Source organism: Nevskia soli DSM 19509 (assembly GCF_000711955.1).
Lineage (GTDB): Bacteria > Pseudomonadota > Gammaproteobacteria > Nevskiales > Nevskiaceae > Nevskia > Nevskia soli.
Genome location: NZ_JONR01000026.1, coordinates 1 through 21,756, shown reverse-complemented (window position 1 = coordinate 21,756; position 21,756 = coordinate 1). Strand labels below are relative to the sequence as shown.

The following is a 21,756-nucleotide window of genomic DNA, read 5'->3' as shown; positions in this document are numbered from 1 at the left end:
GATCATGAATATCCTGTTCCTGGTTTTCCTGTTTCCCCTGCTCGGCTTCCTGATCCTGGCCTTCGGCCGCGGCAAGATTCCGGAGAAGCTCGCCGCCGTGATCGGCGTCGGCTCCATCGGCCTGTCGGCACTGGTCGCCGCCATCGTCGGCGCGCAGTTCCTGCAGCATCCTCCAGCCGACGGCGCCTACGTCGAACCGCTGTGGACCTGGATGCAGGTCGGCGGCTTCGCACCGCAGTTCGCGCTGCGCCTGGACGGGCTGTCGCTGACCATGATGGGCGTGATCACCGGGGTGGGCTTCCTGATCCACCTGTTCGCCTCCTGGTACATGCGCCGCGACGAGGGTTACGGCCGCTTCTTCTCCTACATGAACCTGTTCGTCGCCAGCATGCTGTTCCTGGTACTGGGCGACAACCTGCTGTTCCTGTACTTCGGCTGGGAAGGCGTGGGCCTGTGCTCCTACCTGCTGATCGGCTTCTGGTACCAGGATCCGGCCAACGGCGCGGCGGCGCGCAAGGCGTTCATCGTCACCCGCGTCGGCGACACCTTCATGGCCATCGGCCTGTTCCTGTTGTTCCAGACGCTGGGCACGCTCAACATCCAGGAGATCCTCCAGCTCGCGCCGCAGGCCTTCCACCCGGGCAGCCTCACTGTCACCGCCATCGCCCTGCTGCTGCTCGGCGGCGCGGTCGGCAAGTCGGCGCAGCTGCCGCTGCAGACGTGGCTGCCGGATGCGATGGCCGGCCCCACCCCGGTCTCCGCGCTGATCCACGCCGCCACAATGGTGACCGCGGGCGTGTATCTCATCGCCCGCACCCATACCCTGTTCGAGCTGGCGCCGTTCGCGCAGGAGATGGTCGGCCTGGTCGGCGCGGTGACGCTGCTGCTGGCGGGCTTCACCGCCCTGGTGCAGACCGATATCAAGCGCGTGCTGGCCTACTCCACCATGAGCCAGATCGGCTACATGTTCCTGGCGCTGGGTGCCGGCGCGTGGTCGGCCGCGGTATTCCACCTGATGACGCATGCCTTCTTCAAGGCGCTGCTGTTCCTCGCCTCCGGCGCGGTGATCCTGGCCTGCCACCACGAGCAGGACATCCGCAAGATGGGCGGCCTGCGCAAGAAGATCCCGCTGGCGTTCTGGAGCTTCGTGGTCGGCGGCTCGGCCCTGGCCGCGGTGCCCTACCTCACCGCCGGCTTCTTCAGCAAGGACGAGATCCTGTGGCAGGCTTATGCCGGCGGCCATATCGGCCTGTTCTGGGCCGGCCTGCTCGGCGCCTTCCTCACCTCGCTCTACACCTTCCGCCTGATCTTCACGGTGTTCTTCGGCGAGGCCAAGACCGACGCCCATGCCGGCCACGGCGTGTCCTACTGGCTGCCGCTGAGCGTGCTGCTGGTGCTGTCGACCTTCGTCGGCGGCATGATCCATCCGCCCCTGGCCAATGTGCTGCCGGCCAACCCCGCGGAAGAAGGCGGCTCGGAACAGCACCTGGTGGAAGCCCTGTCCGGCTTCGTTGCCATATGCGGCATCGCCATCGCCGGCTGGCGTTTCTTCGGCCAGCCGCGCCTGCTGCAATGGCTGGAAGGCACCGGCCTGGCCAAGCTGCTGAGCCGTTACTGGTACAGCGCCTTCGGCTTCGACTGGCTCTATGACCGCCTGTTCGTGAAGCCCTTCCTGTGGCTGGTGCGCATCAACAGCAAGGATGTATTCGACCAGATCATCGGCTGCATTCCGGTGGTGCTGGTTTCGTTCAACAAGGCGACGGCGCTCAGCCAGAGCGGACGCCTGCGCTGGTACACCGCCAGCGTGGCATTCGGCGCCGTACTCATTATCGCCGCGGTGGTGGTCTACCAATGATCCTAGTCTGGCTGTTCGTACTGCCCTTCATCGGCGGTTTCCTCTGCTGGCAGATCGAGCGCTTCGGGCGCGGCTTCCCGCGCTGGGTGGCGCTGGGCACCATGTTCGCCGTGCTGGGCCTGGCCGCGCACCTGTGGCTGGTCGGCGACTATTCGCTGACCCTGCTCGGCGACAAGCACCAGTGGATGCAGGAATTCCAGGTGCCGTGGATTCCGCGCTTCGGCATCAGCTTCCACCTGGCGCTGGACGGCCTGTCCCTGATCCTGGTGGGCCTGACCGGCCTGCTCGGCATCATGGCCATCGCCTGCTCCTGGCGCGAGGTGCAGCGCAACGTCGGCTTCTTCCATCTGAACCTGCTGTGGAACCTGGGCGGCGTCATCGGCGTGTTCCTCGCCATGGACCTGTTCCTGTTCTTCTTCTTCTGGGAAATGATGCTGGTGCCGATGTACTTCCTGATCGCGCTGTGGGGCCATAACGCCCCCGGCGGCAAGGGACGCGTCTACGCGGCGACCAAGTTCTTCATCTACACCCAGGCCAGCGGCCTGCTGATGCTGCTGGCCATCCTGGGCCTGGTGTTCGTGCACCACAACAGCACCGGTGTCTTCACCTTCGACTACCCGGCGCTGCTCAACACGCCGATGAGCGCAACGGTGGAATGGTGGCTGATGCTGGGCTTCTTCATCGCCTTCGCGGTGAAGCTGCCGGTGGTGCCGTTGCACAACTGGCTGCCCGACGCGCACTCGCAGGCGCCCACCGCCGGCTCGGTGGACCTGGCCGGCATCCTGCTGAAGACCGCCGCCTACGGCCTGCTGCGCTTCGCTCTGCCGCTGTTCCCGCATGCCTCGGCGCAGTTCGCCCCGGTCGCGATGTGGCTGGGCGTGCTCGGCATCGTCTATGGCGCCTGGCTGGCCTTCGCCCAGAACGACGTCAAGCGCCTGGTCGCCTACACCAGCATCAGCCACATGGGCTTCGTGCTGATCGGCATCTATGCCGGCACCGAGCAGGCCCTGCAGGGTGCGGTGATCAACATGCTGGCGCACGGCATCTCCGCCGGCGGCCTGTTCATCCTCTGCGGCGAAATGTACGAACGGCTGCATACACGTGACTTGAGACTGATGGGCGGCCTGTGGTCGCGCTTCCCGTTCCTGCCGCCGATCGCCCTGTTCTTCGCCGCCGCCAGCCTGGGCCTGCCCGGCCTCGCCAACTTTGTCGGTGAATTCCTGATCTTGCTCGGCACCTGGCCGGTGGACAGGTTCGTGACGGTCATCGCCTCCACCGGCCTGATCCTGGCCGCGGTGTACTCGCTGATGTTCGTGCAGCGCGCGTTCTACGGCCCGGTGCAGGGCGGCGACAAGAACAAGCTCGGTGACCTCAACAGCCGTGAAATCGCCACCATGTTGACCCTGATGGCCCTGCTGGTGTTTTTCGGCCTTTATCCGCAACCGGTGTTCGAGCTGTCCAAGGCGCCGATGCAGGCGGTGCAGCACCTCTACCAGGCAGCCCAGGCCACGCTGGCCGCGGCCCAGGCCGGGGGCGCACCATGAATTTCGCCCTCAATGCCAATCAGTGGCTGGCGCTCGCGCCGATCCTGATCGTCAGCGCCACCATCATGTGGGTGATGGTCGCCATCGCCTTCCGCCGCCATCACTGGTGGAACGCCACGGTGGTCGCGGTGGGCCTGAACCTGGCCCTGATCTCCGCTACTTACCTGGTGCTGCCGCAACTGGCCGATCAGCTGCCCGGATTCCTGCAGGCGCCGATCCTGAAGATGCTGGATTTCTTCGGGCACCCGCCGCTGCCGCAGCTGGTCACGCCGCTGCTGGTGATCGACAGCTACGCCGCCTTCTACATGGGCCTGGTGCTCGCCGCCGGCCTGGCCACGGCCACCCTCACCTATGCCTACATGGAGGGCTACAAGGGCAACCAGGAAGAGGTCTACATCCTGCTGGCTCTGTCCGCCCTGGGCGGACTGGTGGTGGTGTGCAGCCGCCACTTCGCCGCCTTCTTCATCGGCCTGGAACTGCTGTCGCTGCCGCTCTACGGCATGATCGGCTACCTGGTGAAGGAGCGCCGCTCGCTCGAAGCCAGCATCAAGTACCTGGTGCTGTCGGCGGTGGGCTCGGCCTTTATCCTGTTCGGCATGGCCCTGATCTTCGCCGAGGTCGGCACCCTCGACTTCGCGCAGATCGGCCATCGCGCCGCTTCCGCCGCCGCCATGAGTCCCGCCCGGCTGGTACTGACGGTCGGCGCCGGCCTGCTGCTGGTGGGCGTCGCCTTCAAGCTGTCGCTGGCGCCGTTCCACCTGTGGACCCCGGACGTCTACGAGGGCGCGCCCGCCCCGGTCGCCGCCTACCTGGCCACCGCCTCGAAGACCGCGGTGCTGGCGCTGCTGCTGCGCTACTTCGTCGAGACCAAGGCCTATCAGTACGTCTCGCTGATGAACGTGCTGACCGTCATCGCCATCCTGTCCATCGTCATCGGCAACATCCTGGCGCTGCTGCAGGACAACGTGAAACGCCTGCTGGCGTACTCGTCCATCGCCCACTTCGGCTACATCCTGGTGGCCTTCATCGCCACCGGCGCGCTGGCCACGGAAGCGGTCGGCATGTACCTGCTCACCTACGTCGTCACCACCCTCGCCGCCTTCGGCGTGGTGACCCTGGTGTCCAGCCCATACGGCGACCATGACGCCGATACGTTGTGGGACTACCGCGGCCTGTTCTGGCGCCGCCCCAACCTCGCCGCCATCCTCACCGTGGCGCTGCTGTCGCTGGCCGGCATCCCGCTCACCGCCGGCTTCATCGGCAAGTTCTACGTCATCGCCGCCGGCGTCGACCATCGCCTGTGGCTGCTGATGGCCACCGTCGTCTTCGGCAGCGCCGTGGGCCTGTTCTACTACCTCCGCGCCATGGCTCAGCTCTACCTGCGCGCCCCCTGGGTGCGCAAGTTCTCCGCCCCCCTGGACTGGGCGCAGAACACCGGCGGCCTGATGCTGCTGGCTCTGGCCTTCCTGATGCTGCTGCTGGGTGTCTACCCGACGCCGTTCATCGCCATCGTGCAGGCGGCGGGATTGGCGGGGCAATAGAGTCAGATGTTCTGAGGGCGGCATAGCACTCGCGCATGCTCGCCCTGAAGCTCCTGCTGGTCCCGGCCCTGATTGGCCTGATCACCCTCGCCGCCCATCGTTGGGGGCCCGCGGTAGCCGGATGGCTGTCCGGCTTCCCGGTGGTCTCGGGGCCGGTGCTGCTGTTCCTGGCGGTCGAGCGTGGACCGGAATTCACGGCGCAGGCCGCGATCGGTACGCTGTCCGCGGTGGTCGCAATCCTGCTGTTCGGCGTCAGCTATGCCTGGGCGGCGACGCGCTGGTCCTGGTTTCCCTGCCTGCTGACGGCTCTGGCTGTGTACTTCGTCGGTATACTCGCATTGGACGCACTGGCGCCATCCATGGCCGTCGCTGCACTTCTGACGTCCCTGAGCATGCTGCTTGCCCCTTACGCGTTCCCACGCCTCGATGCGATATCAGGCTTGGCCGCACCGCAGGGCTTCGATGTGTTGCTGCGCATGATGGTCGGCGCGGTACTGGTGCTGCTGGTCACGCATTTCGCTTCGGACCTGGGGCCAAGGTTGAGCGGCTTACTCGCGATGTTCCCGGTGATGGCGGGTGTGCTGGCGGTATTTTCACAGCGCCAGTCCGGGGCGGCATTCACCGTCAGGCTCCTGCGCGGGATGGTCTTCGGCTATTACGCCTTTGCCGGCTTCTGCCTGGTGCTCGCCTTGACGCTGCCCCGTATGGGGATCACCACCAGCTTCTGCCTTGCGCTGGCATGCGCCTTGTTCATCCAGGCCGGATCGCGCTCGTTTCTCAATCCCGCGAAATCCGCGCCGCTCGAAGCCATAGCACCCGGCAAGATCGAATAGCCTGGTCTGCGTCCGAAGCAGCGACTGTCTAGCGCCGCTGCTCCAGCGCCATCCGCAGCGCCAAAGCACCCAATACCGTCCCCATCGTCCAGCGCTGCACCTGCTGCCAGCGCGGACGCCGCGCCAGGAGGCTGGCGATGGCGGACGCGCCGAACACGATGGCGCCGTTGACCGAAACACTGATGAAGATCTGGGTGAAACCCAGCACCAGCAACTGCGTCAGCATGCTCGCCCCGGCCGGATCGACGAACTGGGGCAGCAGCGAAAGATAAAGCACAGCGGCCTTGGGATTGAGCAGGTTGGTGAACAGGCCCATGGCGAACAGGCGGCGCGGGCTGTCGGGCGGGAGCTTGCGCACCTCGAACGGCAAGCGCCCGTTGGGGCGCACCGCCTGCCAGGCCAGATACAGCAGGTAGGCGGCGCCGGCGAAACGCAGGCCGTCATAGGCATAGGGCACGGCCATGACCAGGGCGGTGATGCCGAGTGCCGCGCACAGCATGTAGATGAGGAAGCCGACAGCCACGCCTGCCAGGGATAACAAGGCAGCCATGCGCCCCTGGCAGATGCTGCGCGAAACCAGGTAGATCATGTTGGGGCCGGGGGTCACGACCAGGCCCAGGGCCACCAGGGCGAAGGTGACCCAGTGTGCGGCGGTCGGCATGCGGCTCCCCTTGTTTGGCGGATACCAGTGTAGATAGCAGCGCCGCGTCCGACAGCCAACAGTTACCGGAAAAATCAGGCGGCACAGTCGGCCTCGTGGCATCGCTGGAATAGTGGGCAAAAAAAGCCGGGGCAGCTCACCACGCACGAAATCTGCACACAGTTTCGCGGCGCTTGCATGGACGCCACCGCCGGACTGCACACCCGGTACCGATACTCCCCGCCAGCTGCAACCACCGCCCAGGGAGAACGCCGTGAACCGCAATACGATCCACCGTCTGCAACAAGCCCTCACCACCTTCAGCCTGTTGGTCTGTGCCTTCGCAGCCAGGGCAGAGCCGGTCGAAATCCATGTGCTGAGCGCCACCGTAAGGGACCAATCCATCGGCGGCGCCGAAGTCCTGCTACAGAAAAACGGACAGCAGACCGCGCACGGTTACAGCGACGACGACGGCAAATTCCACGACCTCATCCGGTTTTCCGCAGACGACCCAGGCGCCACCCTCATCATCAGGAAGAACGGGTACTCCACACTGGTGGCCAAGTGCCCCTGCAACGGACTCACCTACGCCATCAGCCCTGTGATGGGCGAGCTCGACGGCCTGCGCGTGGTGCTGAACTGGGGCCAGACGCCACTCGATCTGGACGCGCACCTGGTCTATCCCGGAGAGCATATCTACTGGTATTCCAAGCAGGGCGATGAAGCGGCGCTGGACGTGGATCAGACCGCTGGCTTCGGCCCCGAAACCGTGACCATCCAGAACCGGCATCGGGGACAACGCTATATCTACGCCGTGCACGACTACAGCGACCGCGCCCTCATCGGCACCAACGCGATGGAACTAGGACGGCCGCAGGTGCGTGTCTATGTCGGCCAGACGCTGGTACGCAGCTACACCATCGACCCCGCCAGAAAGGGCAACCTGTGGAGCGTATTCGCCATCACCGAAAGCGGCGACATCGAAGACCTGGACCGGTACACCGACGTCAGCCACCCCGAGGACGTCGCGCCCGCGCTTGCAAGCGATCTGAGCGGCTCGCTGCGGGTCTCCAGGCGCAGTATCAGCGCCAACGACCGGGCCCAGGCCAACGAACTCAACCGCGACGGCGAGGCCGCCTACCACAGGATGGACTACGACACCGCCATCCGCCTGTTCCAGCAAGCCATCGAACTCAATCCCGGCTTCGGCCAAGCCTACAGCAACCTGGGCCTGACTTTCGATAAAGCCGGCAATGAAGCCGAGGCCATCTGGGCCGACCGCAAGGCCATCGCCCTCGCCTCCGGCGCCGATGCGCCGCGAGTACGCGCCAGCTCCTATTACAACATCGCGCGCATCTACGAATCGAAGTCGGAATGGGTCAAGGCACTGGACAGCTACCAGGCCGCAGAAAACGCCAGGCACAGCGACGCCTATACGGCAGGCATCGGCCGAATGCGTCAGAAGCTGAATTGAATCGAGCGCCCGGAAGAATTCGACAAATTCGTCAGGAACGAATTGGGACGGCCGCAGGCCGGCCCTGAGCGCGGCGAAGGGTCAGGCCCATGGATGGGCCTGACAACCTCCGACGCAGTCGGAGGTGAGAATCCATGCATGGCGCAGAAACGACAAAGCCCCGCTAAGCGAGGCCTTTACGTTCAAACATGAAGCGAATGGTGCGCCCGGAAGGATTCGAACCTCCGACCCCCTAGTTCGTAGCCAGGTGCTCTATCCAACTGAGCTACGGGCGCGTTGCGCTTCAGCTATTGCTCGCGCCTGCCTGAATGGCGGAGAGAGCGGGATTCGAACCCGCGATAGGGGATAAACCCTATACTCCCTTAGCAGGGGAGCGCCTTCGTCCACTCGGCCATCTCTCCGTGCCGAGAGGCAAGGCAGCAATAAAGCCGCAATAGGATAGCCGTGGATGCGGCCTAGGTAAAGGGAAAACTCGCGGAAAACCCGGAAATATTTAATGTTTATCCGGAGATGGTCGCTTCTTCGCCACGCTCCACGCGGATGCGCTCGAAGATTTCCTCACGATGCACCGCCACGTTTTTCGGCGCCTTGACGCCGATACGTACCTGGTTGCCCTTGATGCCGAGCACGGTTACCGTGACTTCGTCACCGATCACAACCGTTTCACCGACGCGCCTTGTCAGAATCAGCATGAAAGTTCTCCTTTGCAGCTACAGTTTCATACTGTCCACAGGCGCCGTATAGCCGAAAAAACTTACTACTGGGCGGTACCACCCTGCCCGGCCACGGAAGTGCCCGCGAGGCCGGGCCGGCGGTGCCGGCCCCGGTGAAAACGCTTAATGGGCGGGGTTTTCGTCCAGCTTGAAGGCCTTGTGCAGGGCCCGCACGGCCAGTTCCAGGTACTTGTCCTCGATCACCACCGAGATCTTGATCTCGGAGGTGGAAATCATGCGGATGTTGATGCCCTCGGCGGCCAGCACCCGGAACATCTGCGCGGCGATGCCGGCGTGCGAGCGCATGCCGACGCCGACCAGGGAGACCTTGACGATATCCAGGGCGGTGCGCACGCCCTTGGCCTTGAGCTCTTCCGCCACCTTCTTGGAGACTTCGGTAGCCCGCTCGTAATCGTTGCGGTGCACGGTGAAAGTGAAGTCGGTGGTGCTGTCGGCGGCCACGTTCTGCACGATCATGTCGACTTCGATATTCGCCTCGCCCACCGGGCCGAGAATGGCCGCGGCGATGCCGGGGCGGTCGGGCACGCCGGAGACCGTCAGCTGGGCCTCGTCGCGGTTGAAGGCGATGCCGGAAATGAGTGCGTCTTCCATCTTGGTTTCCTCGAATGTGATCAACGTGCCCGGGCCTTCCTGGAAGGTACTGAGCACGCGCAGCGGCACCTTGTACTTGCCGGCGAATTCAACGGAGCGGATCTGCAGCACCTTGGAGCCGAGGCTGGCCATTTCCAGCATTTCCTCGAAGGTGATGCGGTCGAGGCGGCGGGCCTTGGGCTCCACCCGCGGGTCGGTGGTGTAGACGCCGTCGACATCGGTATAGATCTGGCACTCGTCGGCCTTCAGCGCCGCCGCCAGGGCCACGCCGGTAGTATCCGAGCCGCCGCGGCCGAGGGTGGTGATGTTGCCCTCGTCGTCGACGCCCTGGAATCCGGCCACCACCGGCACGATGCCGGCCTTGCAGTCGGCCAGCAGGCGCTCGCCGTCGATGCTCTTGATGCGTGCCTTGTTGTAGGCCTGGTCGGTGTGGATCGCCACCTGCGAACCCAGGTAGGAACGCGCCGGCACGCCGCGTTTCTCAAGAGCCATGGCCAGCAGGGCGATGGTGACCTGCTCGCCGGTGGCCAGCATCTGGTCCAGCTCGCGCGGATTCGACCGCGGGTTGATGCCCTTGGCCAGCTTCATCAGCCGGTCGGTCTCGCCCGACATGGCCGAGACCACCACCACGATCTGGTGGCCGCGCTCGCGCGCCGCCGCCACCTTGGACGCCACGTGATCGATGCGCTCGACCGAGCCCATCGAGGTGCCGCCGTACTTCTGTACCAGGAGTGCCATCGTCATTCCGCTTCAAGTAGGTGCCCGCGCCGTCGGGGTCCTCGTCGAACCCACGGCGGGGCAGCATTCTACAACTTGCTTTCGACCCAGGCGTAGACCGACTGGACGGCCGCGTCGAGGTGTTCCGGCTGGGTGCCGCCGGCCTGGGCCATGTCGGGGCGACCGCCGCCCTTGCCGCCGACCTGGGTGGCGGCCATGTTGACCAGCTCGCCCGCCTTCACCTTCGCGGTGAGGTCGGCGCTGACGCCGGCGATCAGGCTGACCTTGGCGCCGCTGGCAGAACCCAGCAGGACCACGCCGGAGCCGAGCTTGTTCTTGAGCTGATCCATCAGGGTACGCAGGTCGTTGCCCTCGACGCCGTCGACCCGGGCCGACAGCACCTTCACGCCCTTGATGTCGCGCGCCTGGCCGGCCAGGTCGCTGCCGGCGCTGGAGGCCAGCTTGCCCTTGAGCTGGGCCAGGTCCTTTTCCAGCTGCTTGTTGCGGTCCAGCAGTTGTTGCGCCTTGTCGACCAGGTCGTCGCGGCCGCTGCGCAGCACCGCCGCGGCCTCGCGCAGGCGGCCTTCCAGCTCGCGCACGTAGGCTAGCGCATTCTGGCCGGTAACGCCCTCGACGCGGCGGATGCCGGCGGCCACGCCGGATTCGCCCACGATCTTGAACAGGCCGATGTCGCCGGTGCGGGAGACGTGGATGCCGCCGCACAGCTCGGTGGAAAAGTCGCCGAATTTCAGCACCCGCACCACGTCGCCGTATTTCTCGCCGAACAGGGCCATGGCGCCGGCGGCGACGGCCTCGTCATAGGAACTGAGCCGGATGTCCGCCGCGATATTGGCCAGCACCTCGCGGTTGACCAGGCGCTCCACCTCGGCGATTTCCTCCGCCGTCATGGCACGGTCGTGCGAGAAATCGAATCGCAGGCGCTCGGGCGAGACCAGCGAACCCTTCTGCGCCACGTGGGCGCCCAGCACGCTGCGCAGCGCCGCATGCAGCAGGTGGGTGGCGGAGTGGTTGCGGCGGACGGCATCGCGCCGCACGCTGTCGACCTCGGCCTTGAGGTTGTCGCCGGTGCGCAGCACGCCGCTTTCCAGCTTGCCGATATGGCCGCGCGCATTCGGATTCAGCGCCTGTGTGTCGCTCACCGCGAAACGCATGCCCGGCGCCGTCAGCGCGCCGGTGTCACCGACCTGGCCGCCGGACTCGGCGTAGAACGGGGTACGATCGAGGAACACCACGGCCTCGTCGCCGGCCTCGATGCGCTCGACCGCCTGGCCATTGCGGATGATCGCCAGCACCTTGGCGGCGCCAGCTTCATGTTCATAGCCGGTGAATTCGGTCCTGGCATCGCCCAGGACATTGCTCACCGCACCCTGCGAATAGTCGGCGGTGAAGTTGCCGCCGGCGCGGCTGCGATCCTGCTGCGCCTTCATCTCGCGCTCGTAGCCTTCCGTATCCAGGCTCAGTCCACGCTCGCGCGCGATGTCGGCGGTGAGGTCCAGCGGGAAGCCGTAAGTGTCGTACAGCTTGAACGCCACGTCGCCGGGAATCACCCCAGCCTTGGCGCCACCGGACCTGGCAATGGCGTCTTCGAGCAAGCGCATGCCCTTGTCCAGGGTCGCGGCGAAAGCCTCCTCTTCCTGCTTGATCACGCGCTCCAGCACGGCGCGCTTTTCGACCAAGTCCGGATAAGCCCCGCCCATCACTTCGCCCAGCGGAGCGACCAGCTTGTAGAAGAAGGGCTCGTTCAGGCCCAGCTTGTAACCGTGACGGATGGCGCGGCGCATGATGCGGCGCAGGACATAGCCGCGGCCTTCGTTGGACGGCACCACCCCGTCGCAGATGAGGAAGCTGGTGGCGCGGATGTGGTCGGCGATGACCTTGAGCGAGGGGCTGAAATCGGGGGCAACGTTCGCCAGTTTGGCCACGGCGCCGATCAGGGTCTTGAACAGGTCGATGTCGTAGTTGTTGTGCACGCCCTGCATGACGGCGGCGACGCGCTCCAGGCCCATGCCGGTATCCACCGAGGGCGCGGGCAGCTTGCTCAGGGTGCCGTCCGGCGCCCGGTCGAACTGCATGAACACCAGGTTCCAGATCTCGATCCAGCGGTCGCCGTCTTCCTCGGGCGAGCCCGGCGGGCCGCCAGCGATGCCCTTGGAGCCGTCCGGATCGTGGTCGTAGAAGATTTCGGTGCAGGGACCGCAGGGGCCGGTATCACCCATCTGCCAGAAATTGTCGGAGCCGCCGCCCGGCTTGTCGCCGATGCGCACGATGCGCTCGGGCGGCATGCCGATCTTCTTGTGCCACAGCTCGTAGGCTTCGTCGTCGCTGTGGTACACGGTGACCAGCAGGCGGCTCTTCGGCAGGTTGAGCCAGTCCTTGCCGGTGATGAATTCCCAGGCGAAGCGGATCGCGTCTTCCTTGAAATAGTCGCCGAAGCTGAAGTTGCCCAGCATCTCGAAAAAGGTGTGATGGCGGGCGGTGTAGCCCACGTTCTCGAGATCGTTGTGCTTGCCGCCGGCGCGCAGGCATTTCTGGCTGCTGGTGGCGCGCTTGTAGCTGCGCGTTTCACGGCCGGTGAAGACGTCCTTGAACTGCACCATGCCGGCGTTGGTAAACAGCAGCGTGGGGTCGTTGCCCGGCACCAGCGGGCTGGACGGCACGACGGTATGGCCCTGGCTGCGGAAATACTCCAGGAAGCGCGAGCGGAGTTCGTTGCTGTTCATGGGCAAATGACGGCGGGAAAGGGCCGAATGGTAACGCTTTAGCCCCTACCGCCGCCACGTCCGGAACGGGCTGCCGACGCCATTTCCACAGGGCGCTGGGGCGGGCGCCCTACTCTTCCTCGGGCGGCTCCCGCTTCAGGGCGGCGTAAATCTGCTCCGACTCGAAACCGCGGCCGGCGAGATGGCGGTACTGCTTCTGCCATTCCGGGCCGGTCTGGGGCGGCTGCCCGAACTTGCGCGCATGGAGATCCACCGCCAGCGCCTTCCAGTCCGCGCCCACCGCCGCCAGGGTCTCGCGGATCAGGGCGTCGGCAACCCCCGCCCCTTCCAGTTCGGATTCGATGCGCAATGGACCGAAGCCCTGGGCGACACGGGTTCGCACCAGGGATTGGACATAACGGGTATCGCTTTGCCAGCCGGAACGGGCCAGTTCACCAACCACTTCAGCGGCGCGTTCCTGATCGATCCCGCGCACCGCCAGCTTGTGCTGCAACTCCTTCGCGCCGTGCTCGCGGCGCGCCAGCAGGCGCAGCGCGCGCGCGCGGGCGACCGCGGGATCTTGCAGGTCCTTGCTCTTCTTCAATCTTCTTCAGGCGTAACCCGGGTGGTGCGCGCCGTCGGCATCAGCTTGAGGCGCAGGGCGGTCTCGATCTCCTCTGCGACTTCCGGATGTTCCTTCAGATAGGTGCGGGCATTGTCCTTGCCCTGACCGATCTTGTCGCCCTTGTAGGCGTACCAGGCGCCGGACTTCTCGACCAGGCCGTTTTCGGCGCCGAGGTCGATCAGCTCACCCAGCTTGGAAATGCCTTCGTTGTAGAGGATTTCGAAATGGGCCTCACGGAACGGCGGCGCCATCTTGTTCTTCACCACCTTGACGCGGGTTTCGTTGCCGACCACTTCCTCGCCCTTCTTGATCGCGCCGGTACGGCGGATGTCAAGGCGCACCGAGGCGTAAAACTTGAGCGCGTTGCCGCCGGTGGTGGTCTCCGGGCTGCCGTACATCACGCCGATCTTCATGCGGATCTGGTTGATGAAGATCACCAGGGCATTGGCGCGCTTGATGCTGGAGGTCAGCTTGCGCAGGGCCTGTGACATCAGGCGGGCCTGGACGCCGACCTGGGCCTCGCCCATTTCGCCCTCGATTTCCGACTTCGGCACCAGCGCCGCGACGGAGTCGACGACGATGATGTCGACGCTGTTGGAACGCACCAGCATGTCGGCGATTTCCAGACCCTGCTCGCCGGTGTCCGGCTGCGAGATCAGCATGTCGCTGACATTGACGCCGAGCTTCTCGGCATAGGCCGGATCGAGCGCGTTTTCGGCGTCGATATAGGCTGCGACACCGCCGAGCTTCTGCATCTCCGCCACCACCTGCAGGCACAGGGTGGTCTTGCCGGAGGATTCAGGGCCGTAGATCTCGACCACGCGGCCGCGCGGCAGGCCGCCGATGCCGAGGGCCACGTCCAGCGCCAGCGAGCCGGTGGAGACGACGTCGATATCGCGCGCCGGATCGTCGGCGCCCATGCGCATGATGGCGCCCTTGCCGAACTGGCGCTCGATCTGCCCCAGGGCCGCATCCAACGCCTTGCGTCGATTGTCGTCCATGGAAACCGTCTCCTTCGCTGCCGCTGAAGCTTTAGCCATTTACTTTCCCACCCGTCCTAGATATTCACCGGTGCGCGTGTCGACCTTGACCACTTCACCCTGCTGCACGAACAACGGCACGCGCACCACTGCGCCGGTTTCGAGCGTTGCGGGCTTGCCGCCGCCGCCGGAAGTGTCACCACGCAGACCGGGATCGGTCTCGGTGATCTTCAGCAGCACGAAATTGGGCGCGGCCACCGACAGCGGCACGCCGTTCCACAGCAACACCGTGCAGGTCTCTTCACCCTTGAGGTACTGCTTGGCCTCTTCCATGGCGGCGGCGCCGGCCTGGATCTGCTCGAACGTCTTCGGATCCATGAAGGTCCAGAATTCGCCGTCGCTGTAGAGGTACTGCATTTCCACCGTTTCCACGTCCGCCAGTTCCCAGCTGTCGCCGGACTTGAGCGTGCGCTCGATCACGCGCCCGTTCTTCAGGTTGCGGATCTTGATGGTGTTGGTCGCCTGCCCCTTGCCGGGCTTGCGGTATTCGTTGTCGACGATGGAGTACGGTTCGCCATCGATCAGGACCTTGGTCCCGGACTTCATTTCATTGGTGCTGACGGTCGCCATTGGAGTGTGCTTTCTAGGTGCGTGAAGACGAAGTGCGCATCATAACGGATGCCGAATTGCCGGACAGCCGCGATGCCGCCCGCAGCGGGGTCTTCAGAGGATTCGGGCACATGGCGAGACAGGTTGAAATATTTATGTTCCAATAGCTGGACTTGAGGGCGGGCACGTGTATAATTTCGCGCCTTGACTCGGGGCCATAGCTCAGCTGGGAGAGCGCTTGCATGGCATGCAAGAGGTCGACGGTTCGATCCCGTCTGGCTCCACCAAATTTTTGTTGCTGTACGTTTTCATGATGTTCGTCCCCATCGTCTAGAGGCCTAGGACACCACCCTTTCACGGTGAGAACCGGGGTTCGAATCCCCGTGGGGACGCCAGCTAATAAAAGACCCGCCCTTGTGGCGGGTTTTTTATTAGCTCCACCGATTTCTTCGGGGATGAGAACCCCGCAGGGGTTCGACCGATTCGCCGGGAGCGAATCGACGCGCCGGCGCGCAGCGGCGGCAGCCCCGCGCTTCAGCGCGGGGTGAGGCGCAGGGATGCGCCGAACAATCCCCGTGGGGACGCCAGTCAATAAAGAACCCGCCCGCGAGGCGGGTTCTTTATTGGCGGCGACATCGCCTGTGAAAGCGCTGCTCATTTTTTCTTCAGGCTCCGAAAACCGAAGCGATTGCCGCCTGCAGGGGCTGGCGGAATACCACCACCATGCAGAGCATGCTCAACACGATGCCGAGCCGCACAGCCCAGGTCGCCAGCGGGCGCTGATCGTCGTACAGCTCCGGGCGCGTATACACCTTGTAGCGCGCCGCGCCTTTGCTTTTCCCTGCCACTGGCTTACGCTTCATCTGCCGCTCCTTCTTCCGTTCCGCGCCAGGCGTTCGGTTACCGCTTGCAACTACTGTACATGTGTCCAGTAGTTAGCGCAACTGTCCATGTTATCGATCTGGACAGCCCGGATGAACCCGTACGGAAAAAGGACAATTTAGTTTTCCTAAACGATCCCTGCACTAAATATCAATTGTTGCAGCGCAACAAGCGGCGTATAAATTCATTCATCGAAATGGCTGGAGTCCCCTCTTCGCATGATGCGAACCAGGGAATCCGGCAAAGGATGAAGCAATGGATACTCCCGTTTTATTGATGGTGAATGTGATTCTCTGGTCAACCGGCCTGAGCGTAGTCGCGCTGGCCGTCCTGCTTGGTCTGGACTGGCTGGAAAGCCGCCGCACCCAGGGCAATGCAGATCTCCAGGCGGATGCGCGTCTTGACGCCTTGATGCAGAAGCGCTTGCAACAGGCGACGCCGGTGTCGTCGCGCCGCCGCGCCGCAGCTGCCAATCAGGTGACTGCCAAGGCTGCCTGAGCGTCGAAACCCGGCTGCTGAAAAAGACCCGCTTCGTGCGGGTCTTTTTGTTTGTGTGCAAGAGTCGGGATGCTCCTGCCCAAAGGTGAGTCAAGGGGAACTTCGCGCGCGGCGCTCGACTCAAAATCAAACACATCGTCGAAGGACCGCCGCCGTCGACCACTATCGTCGTGCCCGCAGGCACCACGGCGGCCTGTTCCGACGGCAGACAACCGCCCTGCAAATGGGGCGTTTCAGCGTGCTCGCGCTCAGGAATCCGGGCGCAAACCTTCCAACTGCATCCAGACCTGCTCGGATGACATGACGCCGAAGCTCTGCACCGGCAGACCTCCACCATGCAGCGCTTCCGCGGTCCAGGTATTGCAGGTGCGAACTCCCGCATAAACACGTGTTGAAGGATAAAACCGGCTGTCCGCGTAGGGGCCATCTGCATAAGGATGAGGAACGCCGCCATCCGTCCCTTGCTCCAGCGACTGCCATACGAAATCCGCCACCGCCCGACCCTGTGATTCCGGCAGGTCGAACCACCCGGTATTGCCGACGCCGAAGGCCTCCTCCGGCTTGTTCTTCAGCGCGCTGACCAGAATCAGGCCACGCTCCGGCCAGATCAGCGCCAGCGCGGCGCTACCCGCCTTGTGCTCCGCCACTTGATAGCGACGATCACCAAAGCCGAATACCAGGTACTGCGCCCCGGGGAAATCACGCGCGATGCCGGCCAGCGGGCCGGGTATCCCGTCGGCGGGAAAGGCGATGTCGGTGTGCCAGCCACGACGCAACACATAGACCTTGGTCGTCGGTCCAGGCGCTGAAACAGGCGCGGGATCGGGGCGATGGCCGGCGGCGCCACAGGCCGTCAGCAATAACACCGCAAGCCAACACAGGCAGGCGCGCAGTAATGTCGGGCGATCATGTCGAATGCTTTTCACGCCGCGTCGAACTCTTCGAAGTGCGCTGTAGTGACATCTTGCGCAGCACTTGGTGCGCCAGTTCGATCATATTGCGCACCGTGGCCGAGGGATCGTCCCGGCGGTACGCCATGCTCATGCGCGCTTTCGGCGCATCGCCCTCGATCGGCCGGTAAACCACGCCGGTGGAGAGCACCTGCTGCATCGACGCCGGCACCACCGAAACACCCAGGTCGGCGGCGACGAGGTTGGCGATGGACGTTACCTGCCGCACCTCGTGGCCGATGTGCGGGCCGAAACCCGCGCGGCGACAGGCGGAGATGATCTCGTCGTAAAGGCCGGACCCGACCGGGCGCGGAAACAGCACGAAGCTTTCCTGGGCCAGCGCAGTCAGTGGCAGCGAGCGCAGCCGGGTCAGGCGATGCCCTTCCGGCAGCGCCACCACCATCTCCTCGTCGAACAGCGTCTCGATCACCAGATCCGCGGCCTCGCCCAGCAGCGGACGCACGAAAGCCACGTCGACCGAGCCGTCGCGCGTGGCCTCGGCCAGTTCCGGCGTGGTGTCCTCCTCCAGCGACAGCGCCACTTCCGGATAGCGCTGGCCGAATTCGCGGATCAGGCGCGGCAGGAACGGATGGAACGGCGCGGAGTTGATCATGCCGACGCGGATGCGCCCGAGGTTGCCGCGCGCCACGCGTTGCGCATGCTCTGTGGCCAGCCGCACCCGCTCCAGGATATCCCGCGCATCGAGCAGGAAAGAGCCGCCGGCGCCGGTCAGCGCGACGCCGCGCGGCAGGCGCTGAAACAAGGGCGTGCCGACTTCCTCCTCCAGGTGCCGGATCTGCTGGCTCAACGGCGGCTGCTCCATGCCCAGGCGTTTCGCGGCGCGGGTGAAGTTGAGTTCTTCCGCGACGGTGATGAAGTAGCGCAGGTGGCGCAATTCCATATGTATATCTCAAACATATCGAGTTGTCTGTTTCAAGATATTAGACATATGAAATTGCGGCGTCTACAGTCGCGCCATTCCGAGCGGCCCGTCTCCACGCGGCCGTTTCACAGCGGGCGGGCTCCCTGCGGAGACCTGCCCGATATCAGACAAACCATGCGCCTCCGGCGTGTGCGAGGAGCGAGCGATGGACGCAGGCAGCGCAGACCGCAGCAATCTGGTGGACAGCGGCACCCGCATCGAAATCCACAACGACGCCGATCCGCAGGAAACGCGGGAGTGGCTGGAGGCGCTGCAGGCGGTGCTGGAGCGCGAAGGCCCCGAGCGCGCCCACTTCCTGCTGGAGGCCTTGCAGGAGAAAGCGCGCCTGTCCGGTGCCTACATCCCCTTCTCACCCAACACCGCCTACATCAACACCATCCCACCGCACCTGGAGGAACGCTCTCCCGGCGACCAGGCGCTGGAATGGAAAGCGCTGTCGCTGATGCGCTGGAACGCCATGGCGATGGTGATCAACGCCAACCGCGGCAACACCGGCGTCGGCGGCCACCTCGCCAGCTTCGCCTCCGCCGCCACCTTGTATGACGTGGGCTTCAACCATTTCTGGAAGGGACCGGATCACGCCGACGGCAGCGACCTGATCTACATCCAGGGCCATTGCACGCCCGGCATCTATGCCCGCGCCTTCCTGGAAGGCCGCATCAGCGAAGACGAGTTGCGCCGCTTCCGCATGGAAGTGGACCGTGCACCCGGCCGCGGCCTGTCCAGCTACCCGCATCCCTGGCTGATGCCGGACCTATGGCAGTTCGCCACCGTCAGCATGGGCCTCGGCCCCATCATGGCGATCTACCAGGCGCGCCTGATGAAGTACCTGGAAAACCGCGGCCTGATGAAGCCCGGCAGCCGCAAGGTCTGGTGCTTCTGCGGCGACGGCGAGATGGACGAGCCGGAGAGCCTGGGCGCGGTGGATATCGCCGCGCGCGAGAAACTCGACAACCTGATCTTCGTGGTCAACTGCAATCTGCAGCGCCTCGACGGCCCGGTGCGCGGCAACGGCAAGATCGTGCAGGAGCTGGAAGGCGTGTTCCGCGGCGGCGGCTGGAATGTCCTGAAAGTGCTGTGGGGCGGCGGCTGGGATGCGCTGCTGGCGCAGGACAAGACCGGCCTGCTGATCAAGGCCTTCAACGAAACCGTCGACGGCGAGTATCAGGCCTACAAGGCCAAGGGCGGCAAGTACGTCCGCGAGAGCTTCTTCGCCAAGCATCCGGAGCTTCTCAAGCTGGTCTCGACCATGACGGACGAGGACATCGGCCGTCTCAACCGCGGCGGCCACGATCCGCACAAGGTCTATGCCGCCTATGCCGCGGCCAGCAAGCACACCGGCAGCCCCACCGTGATCCTGGCCAAGACGGTCAAGGGCTACGGCATGGGCGAGGACGGCGAAGGCCAGAACACCACCCATCAGCAGAAGAAGATGGGCGAAGACTCGCTGCGCGCCTTCCGCGACCGCTTCCAGCTGCCGATTTCCGATGCGCAGCTGAAGGACATGCCGTTCTACAAGCCGGCGGAAGATGCGCCGGAGATGCAGTACATGAAGCAGCGGCGCGAAGCCCTGGGCGGCTACCTGCCGCAGCGCCGGGTGACCAAGGAAAACCTGCCGCTGCCGCCGCTCGGCAGCTTCCAGCGCCTGCTGGACAGCAGCGGCGAGCGCGAGATCAGTACCACCATGGCCTTCGTGCAGTTCCTCCAGGCCCTGATCCGCGACAAGAAGGTCGGCAAACGCGTCGTACCGATCATCCCGGACGAAGCCCGCACCTTCGGCATGGAAGGCATGTTCCGCCAGCTCGGCATTTATTCGGTGGTGGGTCAGAAGTACAAACCGGAAGACGCCGACCAGCTCGCGTTTTATCGCGAGGACATCAAGGGCCAGGTGCTGGAGGAAGGCATCACCGAAGCCGGCGCCATGTCCAGCTGGATCGCCGCGGCGACCAGCTACGCCAACCACGGCGTCAGCCTGCTGCCCTTCTACATCTTCTATTCCATGTTCGGTTTCCAGCGCATCGGCGACCTGTGCTGGGCCGCCGGCGATATGCGTGCGCGCGGATTTTTGCTGGGCGGCACCGCCGGTCGCACCACACTCAACGGTGAAGGCTTGCAACACGAAGACGGCCACAGCCAGATCTTCAGCAGCGTGGTTCCCAACTGCCGCTCCTACGACCCCGCCTTCTCCTACGAGCTGGTCACCATCATCCACGACGGCCTCAAGCGCATGCTGGTGGACGACGAGGACGGCTACTACTACCTCACCGTCTACAACGAGAACCACAAGCACCCGGCGATGCCGGCAGGCGTGGAGCAGGGCATCATCAAGGGCCTGTACCTCCTGCAGCCCTGCGAAAAGCCGGGCGACAAGCACGTGCAGCTGCTGGGCAGCGGCTCGATCCTGCGCGAAGTCATCGCCGCCGCCGAGCTGCTGAAGAATGATTGGGGCGTGACCAGCGACGTGTGGAGCGCCCCCAGCTTCACCGAGCTGGCCCGCGACGGCCAGGACGTCGAGCGCTGGAACCTGCTCCACCCCAACGACAAGCCCAGAAAGTCCTATGTGGCCGAATGCTTAGGGGGACTGGCCGGCCCGGCCATCGCCGCCACCGACTACATGAAAGCCTACGCCGGGCAGATCCGTCCTTTCGTGCCGATGCCCTACCACGTCCTGGGCACCGACGGCTTCGGCCGCAGCGATACCCGCGAGAAGCTGCGCGACTTCTTCGAAGTCGACCGCCGCTGGGTCACCCTGAAAGCGCTGACCGCCCTGGTCGAGCAAGGCAGCTTCCCCAGGAAGAAACTCGCCGAAGCCATCCAGAAGTACGGCATCAACGTCGACAAGCCCAATCCGGCCAAGGAATAAGGAATCTCTCTTATGGCAAAGGAATTGGAAGTCAAAGTCCCCGACATCGGCAACTACGACGGCGTGCCGGTGATCGACGTGCTGGTCAAGGTCGGTGACCAGGTGGAGAAGGAAACCTCCCTGGTCACCCTGGAATCCGATAAAGCCACCATGGACGTTCCGGCCCCTGAAGCCGGCGTCATCAAGAGCATCAAACTGAAAGTCGGCGACAAGGTCTCGCAAGGCGATGCCGTCCTGGTGCTGGAGCTGGCCGGCGAAGCCGAAGCCGCTCCGAAAGCGGGAGCCCCGGCCGAAGCGGAGCAGCCCGCACCAAAGAAGGAAGCGCCCAAAGCCGAAAAGGCTCCGGAGAAGGCACCAGCCGCGCCGGCCAAGGCCGTTGCTCCTTCCAAGCTCGCCGTCACCATCCCCGACGTCGGCAACTACGACCACATTCCCGTGATCGAAGTCTTCGTCAAGGACGGGGATGTTGTCGAGAAAGACGCCCCCCTGCTGACCCTGGAATCCGACAAGGCCACCATGGATGTGCCTGCACCGGCGGCGGGCATCGTCAGCGGCCTGAAGGTCAAGGTCGGCGACAAGCTGTCCCAGGGCGATGCGGTGTGCACCCTGGAGGTTTCCGGTGGCGGGGAAGCCGAGCCGGCTGCCGCAGCGGAAGAAAACAAACCCACTCCGGAGAAGAAGGCCGAAGCCGCTCCGGCCGCTTCAGCGCCGGTTCCGGCCCCCGCTGCACCAGCCTCAAGCGACGCCATCCCCTACG

18 protein-coding genes and 4 tRNA genes are annotated in these 21,756 nt (G+C 64.6%); 10 read left to right on the top strand and 12 right to left on the bottom strand.

All coding sequences use genetic code 11. From position 1 onward, the window contains the following. Nucleotides 1–4 precede the first annotated feature (4 nt). The 4 genes from nuoL to BP26_RS0114330 are packed head-to-tail and all read left to right on the top strand — an operon-like array spanning nt 5 to nt 5,773. A complete protein-coding gene (gene nuoL, locus BP26_RS0114345; RefSeq protein WP_029921264.1) occupies nt 5–1,855 on the top strand; it encodes an NADH-quinone oxidoreductase subunit L in 1,851 nt (616 codons plus the stop codon). Next, nucleotides 1,852–3,399, top strand: coding sequence for an NADH-quinone oxidoreductase subunit M (nuoM, locus tag BP26_RS0114340; protein ID WP_029921263.1), 1,548 nt, complete (start codon nt 1,852–1,854; stop codon nt 3,397–3,399). The genes nuoL and nuoM overlap by 4 nt, the downstream gene beginning before the upstream one ends. Next, nucleotides 3,396–4,940 carry an NADH-quinone oxidoreductase subunit NuoN gene (nuoN, locus tag BP26_RS0114335; protein WP_029921262.1) on the top strand — a complete coding sequence of 515 codons (1,545 nt, stop codon included), beginning with the start codon at nt 3,396–3,398 and terminating at the stop codon, nt 4,938–4,940. The genes nuoM and nuoN overlap by 4 nt, the downstream gene beginning before the upstream one ends. 35 nt (nt 4,941–4,975) lie before the next feature. Beyond that, nucleotides 4,976–5,773: a hypothetical protein gene (locus BP26_RS0114330; RefSeq protein ID WP_029921261.1), complete on the top strand. Its 798-nt coding sequence runs from the start codon at nt 4,976–4,978 to the stop codon at nt 5,771–5,773. Between the two features lie 28 nt (nt 5,774–5,801). Here the strand turns inward: BP26_RS0114330 and BP26_RS0114325 are convergent, their stop codons facing one another. Further along, complete coding sequence (locus BP26_RS0114325) at nt 5,802–6,434, bottom strand: LysE family translocator (protein WP_029921260.1); 633 nt, start codon at nt 6,432–6,434, stop codon at nt 5,802–5,804. A gap of 253 nt (nt 6,435–6,687) precedes the next feature. Between BP26_RS0114325 and BP26_RS0114320 the strand changes: the two genes are divergently transcribed. After that, nucleotides 6,688–7,887: a tetratricopeptide repeat protein gene (locus tag BP26_RS0114320; RefSeq protein WP_211254927.1), complete on the top strand. Its 1,200-nt coding sequence runs from the start codon at nt 6,688–6,690 to the stop codon at nt 7,885–7,887. A gap of 198 nt (nt 7,888–8,085) precedes the next feature. Here the strand turns inward: BP26_RS0114320 and BP26_RS0114315 are convergent. From BP26_RS0114315 to efp, 8 genes are all read right to left on the bottom strand, one after another. Continuing rightward, a tRNA-Arg gene (locus tag BP26_RS0114315) sits at nt 8,086–8,162 on the bottom strand. Nucleotides 8,163–8,196: 34 nt separating this feature from the next. After that, nucleotides 8,197–8,288 (bottom strand) — tRNA-Ser (locus BP26_RS0114310). Nucleotides 8,289–8,387: 99 nt separating this feature from the next. Beyond that, on the bottom strand, nt 8,388–8,579 hold the full coding sequence (gene csrA, locus BP26_RS0114305; RefSeq protein ID WP_029921258.1) for a carbon storage regulator CsrA: 192 nt from the start codon (nt 8,577–8,579) through the stop codon (nt 8,388–8,390). 144 nt (nt 8,580–8,723) lie between these two features. Further along, complete coding sequence (locus tag BP26_RS0114300) at nt 8,724–9,950, bottom strand: aspartate kinase (protein WP_029921257.1); 1,227 nt, start codon at nt 9,948–9,950, stop codon at nt 8,724–8,726. Between the two features lie 68 nt (nt 9,951–10,018). Beyond that, a complete protein-coding gene (alaS, locus tag BP26_RS0114295) occupies nt 10,019–12,670 on the bottom strand; it encodes an alanine--tRNA ligase (RefSeq protein WP_029921256.1) in 2,652 nt (883 codons plus the stop codon). Nucleotides 12,671–12,779: 109 nt separating this feature from the next. Continuing rightward, nucleotides 12,780–13,253: a regulatory protein RecX gene (locus BP26_RS0114290; protein ID WP_245611806.1), complete on the bottom strand. Its 474-nt coding sequence runs from the start codon at nt 13,251–13,253 to the stop codon at nt 12,780–12,782. Beyond that, nucleotides 13,250–14,275, bottom strand: coding sequence for a recombinase RecA (gene recA, locus BP26_RS0114285; RefSeq protein ID WP_029921254.1), 1,026 nt, complete (start codon nt 14,273–14,275; stop codon nt 13,250–13,252). The genes BP26_RS0114290 and recA overlap by 4 nt, the downstream gene beginning before the upstream one ends. 39 nt (nt 14,276–14,314) lie before the next feature. Continuing rightward, the gene (efp, locus tag BP26_RS0114280; RefSeq protein ID WP_029921253.1) at nt 14,315–14,884 is read right to left on the bottom strand and encodes an elongation factor P; all 570 of its coding nucleotides are present in this window, start codon (nt 14,882–14,884) and stop codon (nt 14,315–14,317) included. 190 nt (nt 14,885–15,074) lie between these two features. Here efp and BP26_RS0114270 point away from each other — a divergent pair. After that, nucleotides 15,075–15,150 (top strand) — tRNA-Ala (locus BP26_RS0114270). Between the two features lie 32 nt (nt 15,151–15,182). Beyond that, nucleotides 15,183–15,258: transfer RNA gene (locus tag BP26_RS0114265), tRNA-Glu, on the top strand. Between the two features lie 270 nt (nt 15,259–15,528). Here the strand turns inward: BP26_RS0114265 and BP26_RS0114260 are convergent. After that, entirely contained in the window at nt 15,529–15,726 is a 198-nt protein-coding gene (locus BP26_RS0114260) for a hypothetical protein (RefSeq protein ID WP_029921252.1), read from the bottom strand. Nucleotides 15,727–16,000: 274 nt separating this feature from the next. Here BP26_RS0114260 and BP26_RS0114255 point away from each other — a divergent pair, with 274 nt between their 5' ends. Next, nucleotides 16,001–16,243: a hypothetical protein gene (locus BP26_RS0114255; RefSeq protein WP_157572535.1), complete on the top strand. Its 243-nt coding sequence runs from the start codon at nt 16,001–16,003 to the stop codon at nt 16,241–16,243. A gap of 248 nt (nt 16,244–16,491) precedes the next feature. Here BP26_RS0114255 and BP26_RS0114250 read toward each other — a convergent pair whose 3' ends face one another. Further along, a complete protein-coding gene (locus tag BP26_RS0114250) occupies nt 16,492–17,169 on the bottom strand; it encodes a DUF2459 domain-containing protein (RefSeq protein WP_084183100.1) in 678 nt (225 codons plus the stop codon). Continuing rightward, entirely contained in the window at nt 17,150–18,094 is a 945-nt protein-coding gene (locus tag BP26_RS0114245) for a LysR substrate-binding domain-containing protein (protein WP_029921249.1), read from the bottom strand. Before BP26_RS0114245 ends, BP26_RS0114250 begins: the two co-directional genes overlap by 20 nt. A gap of 187 nt (nt 18,095–18,281) precedes the next feature. Here BP26_RS0114245 and aceE point away from each other — a divergent pair, with 187 nt between their 5' ends. Together aceE and BP26_RS0114235 are read left to right on the top strand one after the other, a co-directional pair. Then, nucleotides 18,282–20,999, top strand: a complete 2,718-nt coding sequence (gene aceE / locus BP26_RS0114240; protein ID WP_084183099.1) for a pyruvate dehydrogenase (acetyl-transferring), homodimeric type — start codon at nt 18,282–18,284, stop codon at nt 20,997–20,999. 12 nt (nt 21,000–21,011) lie between these two features. Then, the coding region (locus BP26_RS0114235; protein ID WP_029921247.1) for a biotin/lipoyl-containing protein at nt 21,012–21,756 on the top strand (745 nt) is incomplete at its 3' end.

What these genes read in the sequence shown, in the direction of transcription:
- alaS (WP_029921256.1), bottom strand. Translation starts at nt 12,670, where the DNA reads ATGAACAGCAACGAACTCCGCTCGCGCTTCCTGGAGTATTTCCGCAGC.
- efp (WP_029921253.1), bottom strand. Translation starts at nt 14,884, where the DNA reads ATGGCGACCGTCAGCACCAATGAAATGAAGTCCGGGACCAAGGTCCTG.
- recA (WP_029921254.1), bottom strand. Translation starts at nt 14,275, where the DNA reads ATGGACGACAATCGACGCAAGGCGTTGGATGCGGCCCTGGGGCAGATC.
- aceE (WP_084183099.1), top strand. Translation starts at nt 18,282, where the DNA reads ATGGACGCAGGCAGCGCAGACCGCAGCAATCTGGTGGACAGCGGCACC.
- BP26_RS0114300 (WP_029921257.1), bottom strand. Translation starts at nt 9,950, where the DNA reads ATGGCACTCCTGGTACAGAAGTACGGCGGCACCTCGATGGGCTCGGTC.
- BP26_RS0114245 (WP_029921249.1), bottom strand. Translation starts at nt 18,094, where the DNA reads ATGGAATTGCGCCACCTGCGCTACTTCATCACCGTCGCGGAAGAACTC.
- nuoN (WP_029921262.1), top strand. Translation starts at nt 3,396, where the DNA reads ATGAATTTCGCCCTCAATGCCAATCAGTGGCTGGCGCTCGCGCCGATC.
- BP26_RS0114325 (WP_029921260.1), bottom strand. Translation starts at nt 6,434, where the DNA reads ATGCCGACCGCCGCACACTGGGTCACCTTCGCCCTGGTGGCCCTGGGC.
- nuoM (WP_029921263.1), top strand. Translation starts at nt 1,852, where the DNA reads ATGATCCTAGTCTGGCTGTTCGTACTGCCCTTCATCGGCGGTTTCCTC.
- csrA (WP_029921258.1), bottom strand. Translation starts at nt 8,579, where the DNA reads ATGCTGATTCTGACAAGGCGCGTCGGTGAAACGGTTGTGATCGGTGAC.
- BP26_RS0114255 (WP_157572535.1), top strand. Translation starts at nt 16,001, where the DNA reads ATGGATACTCCCGTTTTATTGATGGTGAATGTGATTCTCTGGTCAACC.
- BP26_RS0114330 (WP_029921261.1), top strand. Translation starts at nt 4,976, where the DNA reads ATGCTCGCCCTGAAGCTCCTGCTGGTCCCGGCCCTGATTGGCCTGATC.
- BP26_RS0114260 (WP_029921252.1), bottom strand. Translation starts at nt 15,726, where the DNA reads ATGAAGCGTAAGCCAGTGGCAGGGAAAAGCAAAGGCGCGGCGCGCTAC.
- nuoL (WP_029921264.1), top strand. Translation starts at nt 5, where the DNA reads ATGAATATCCTGTTCCTGGTTTTCCTGTTTCCCCTGCTCGGCTTCCTG.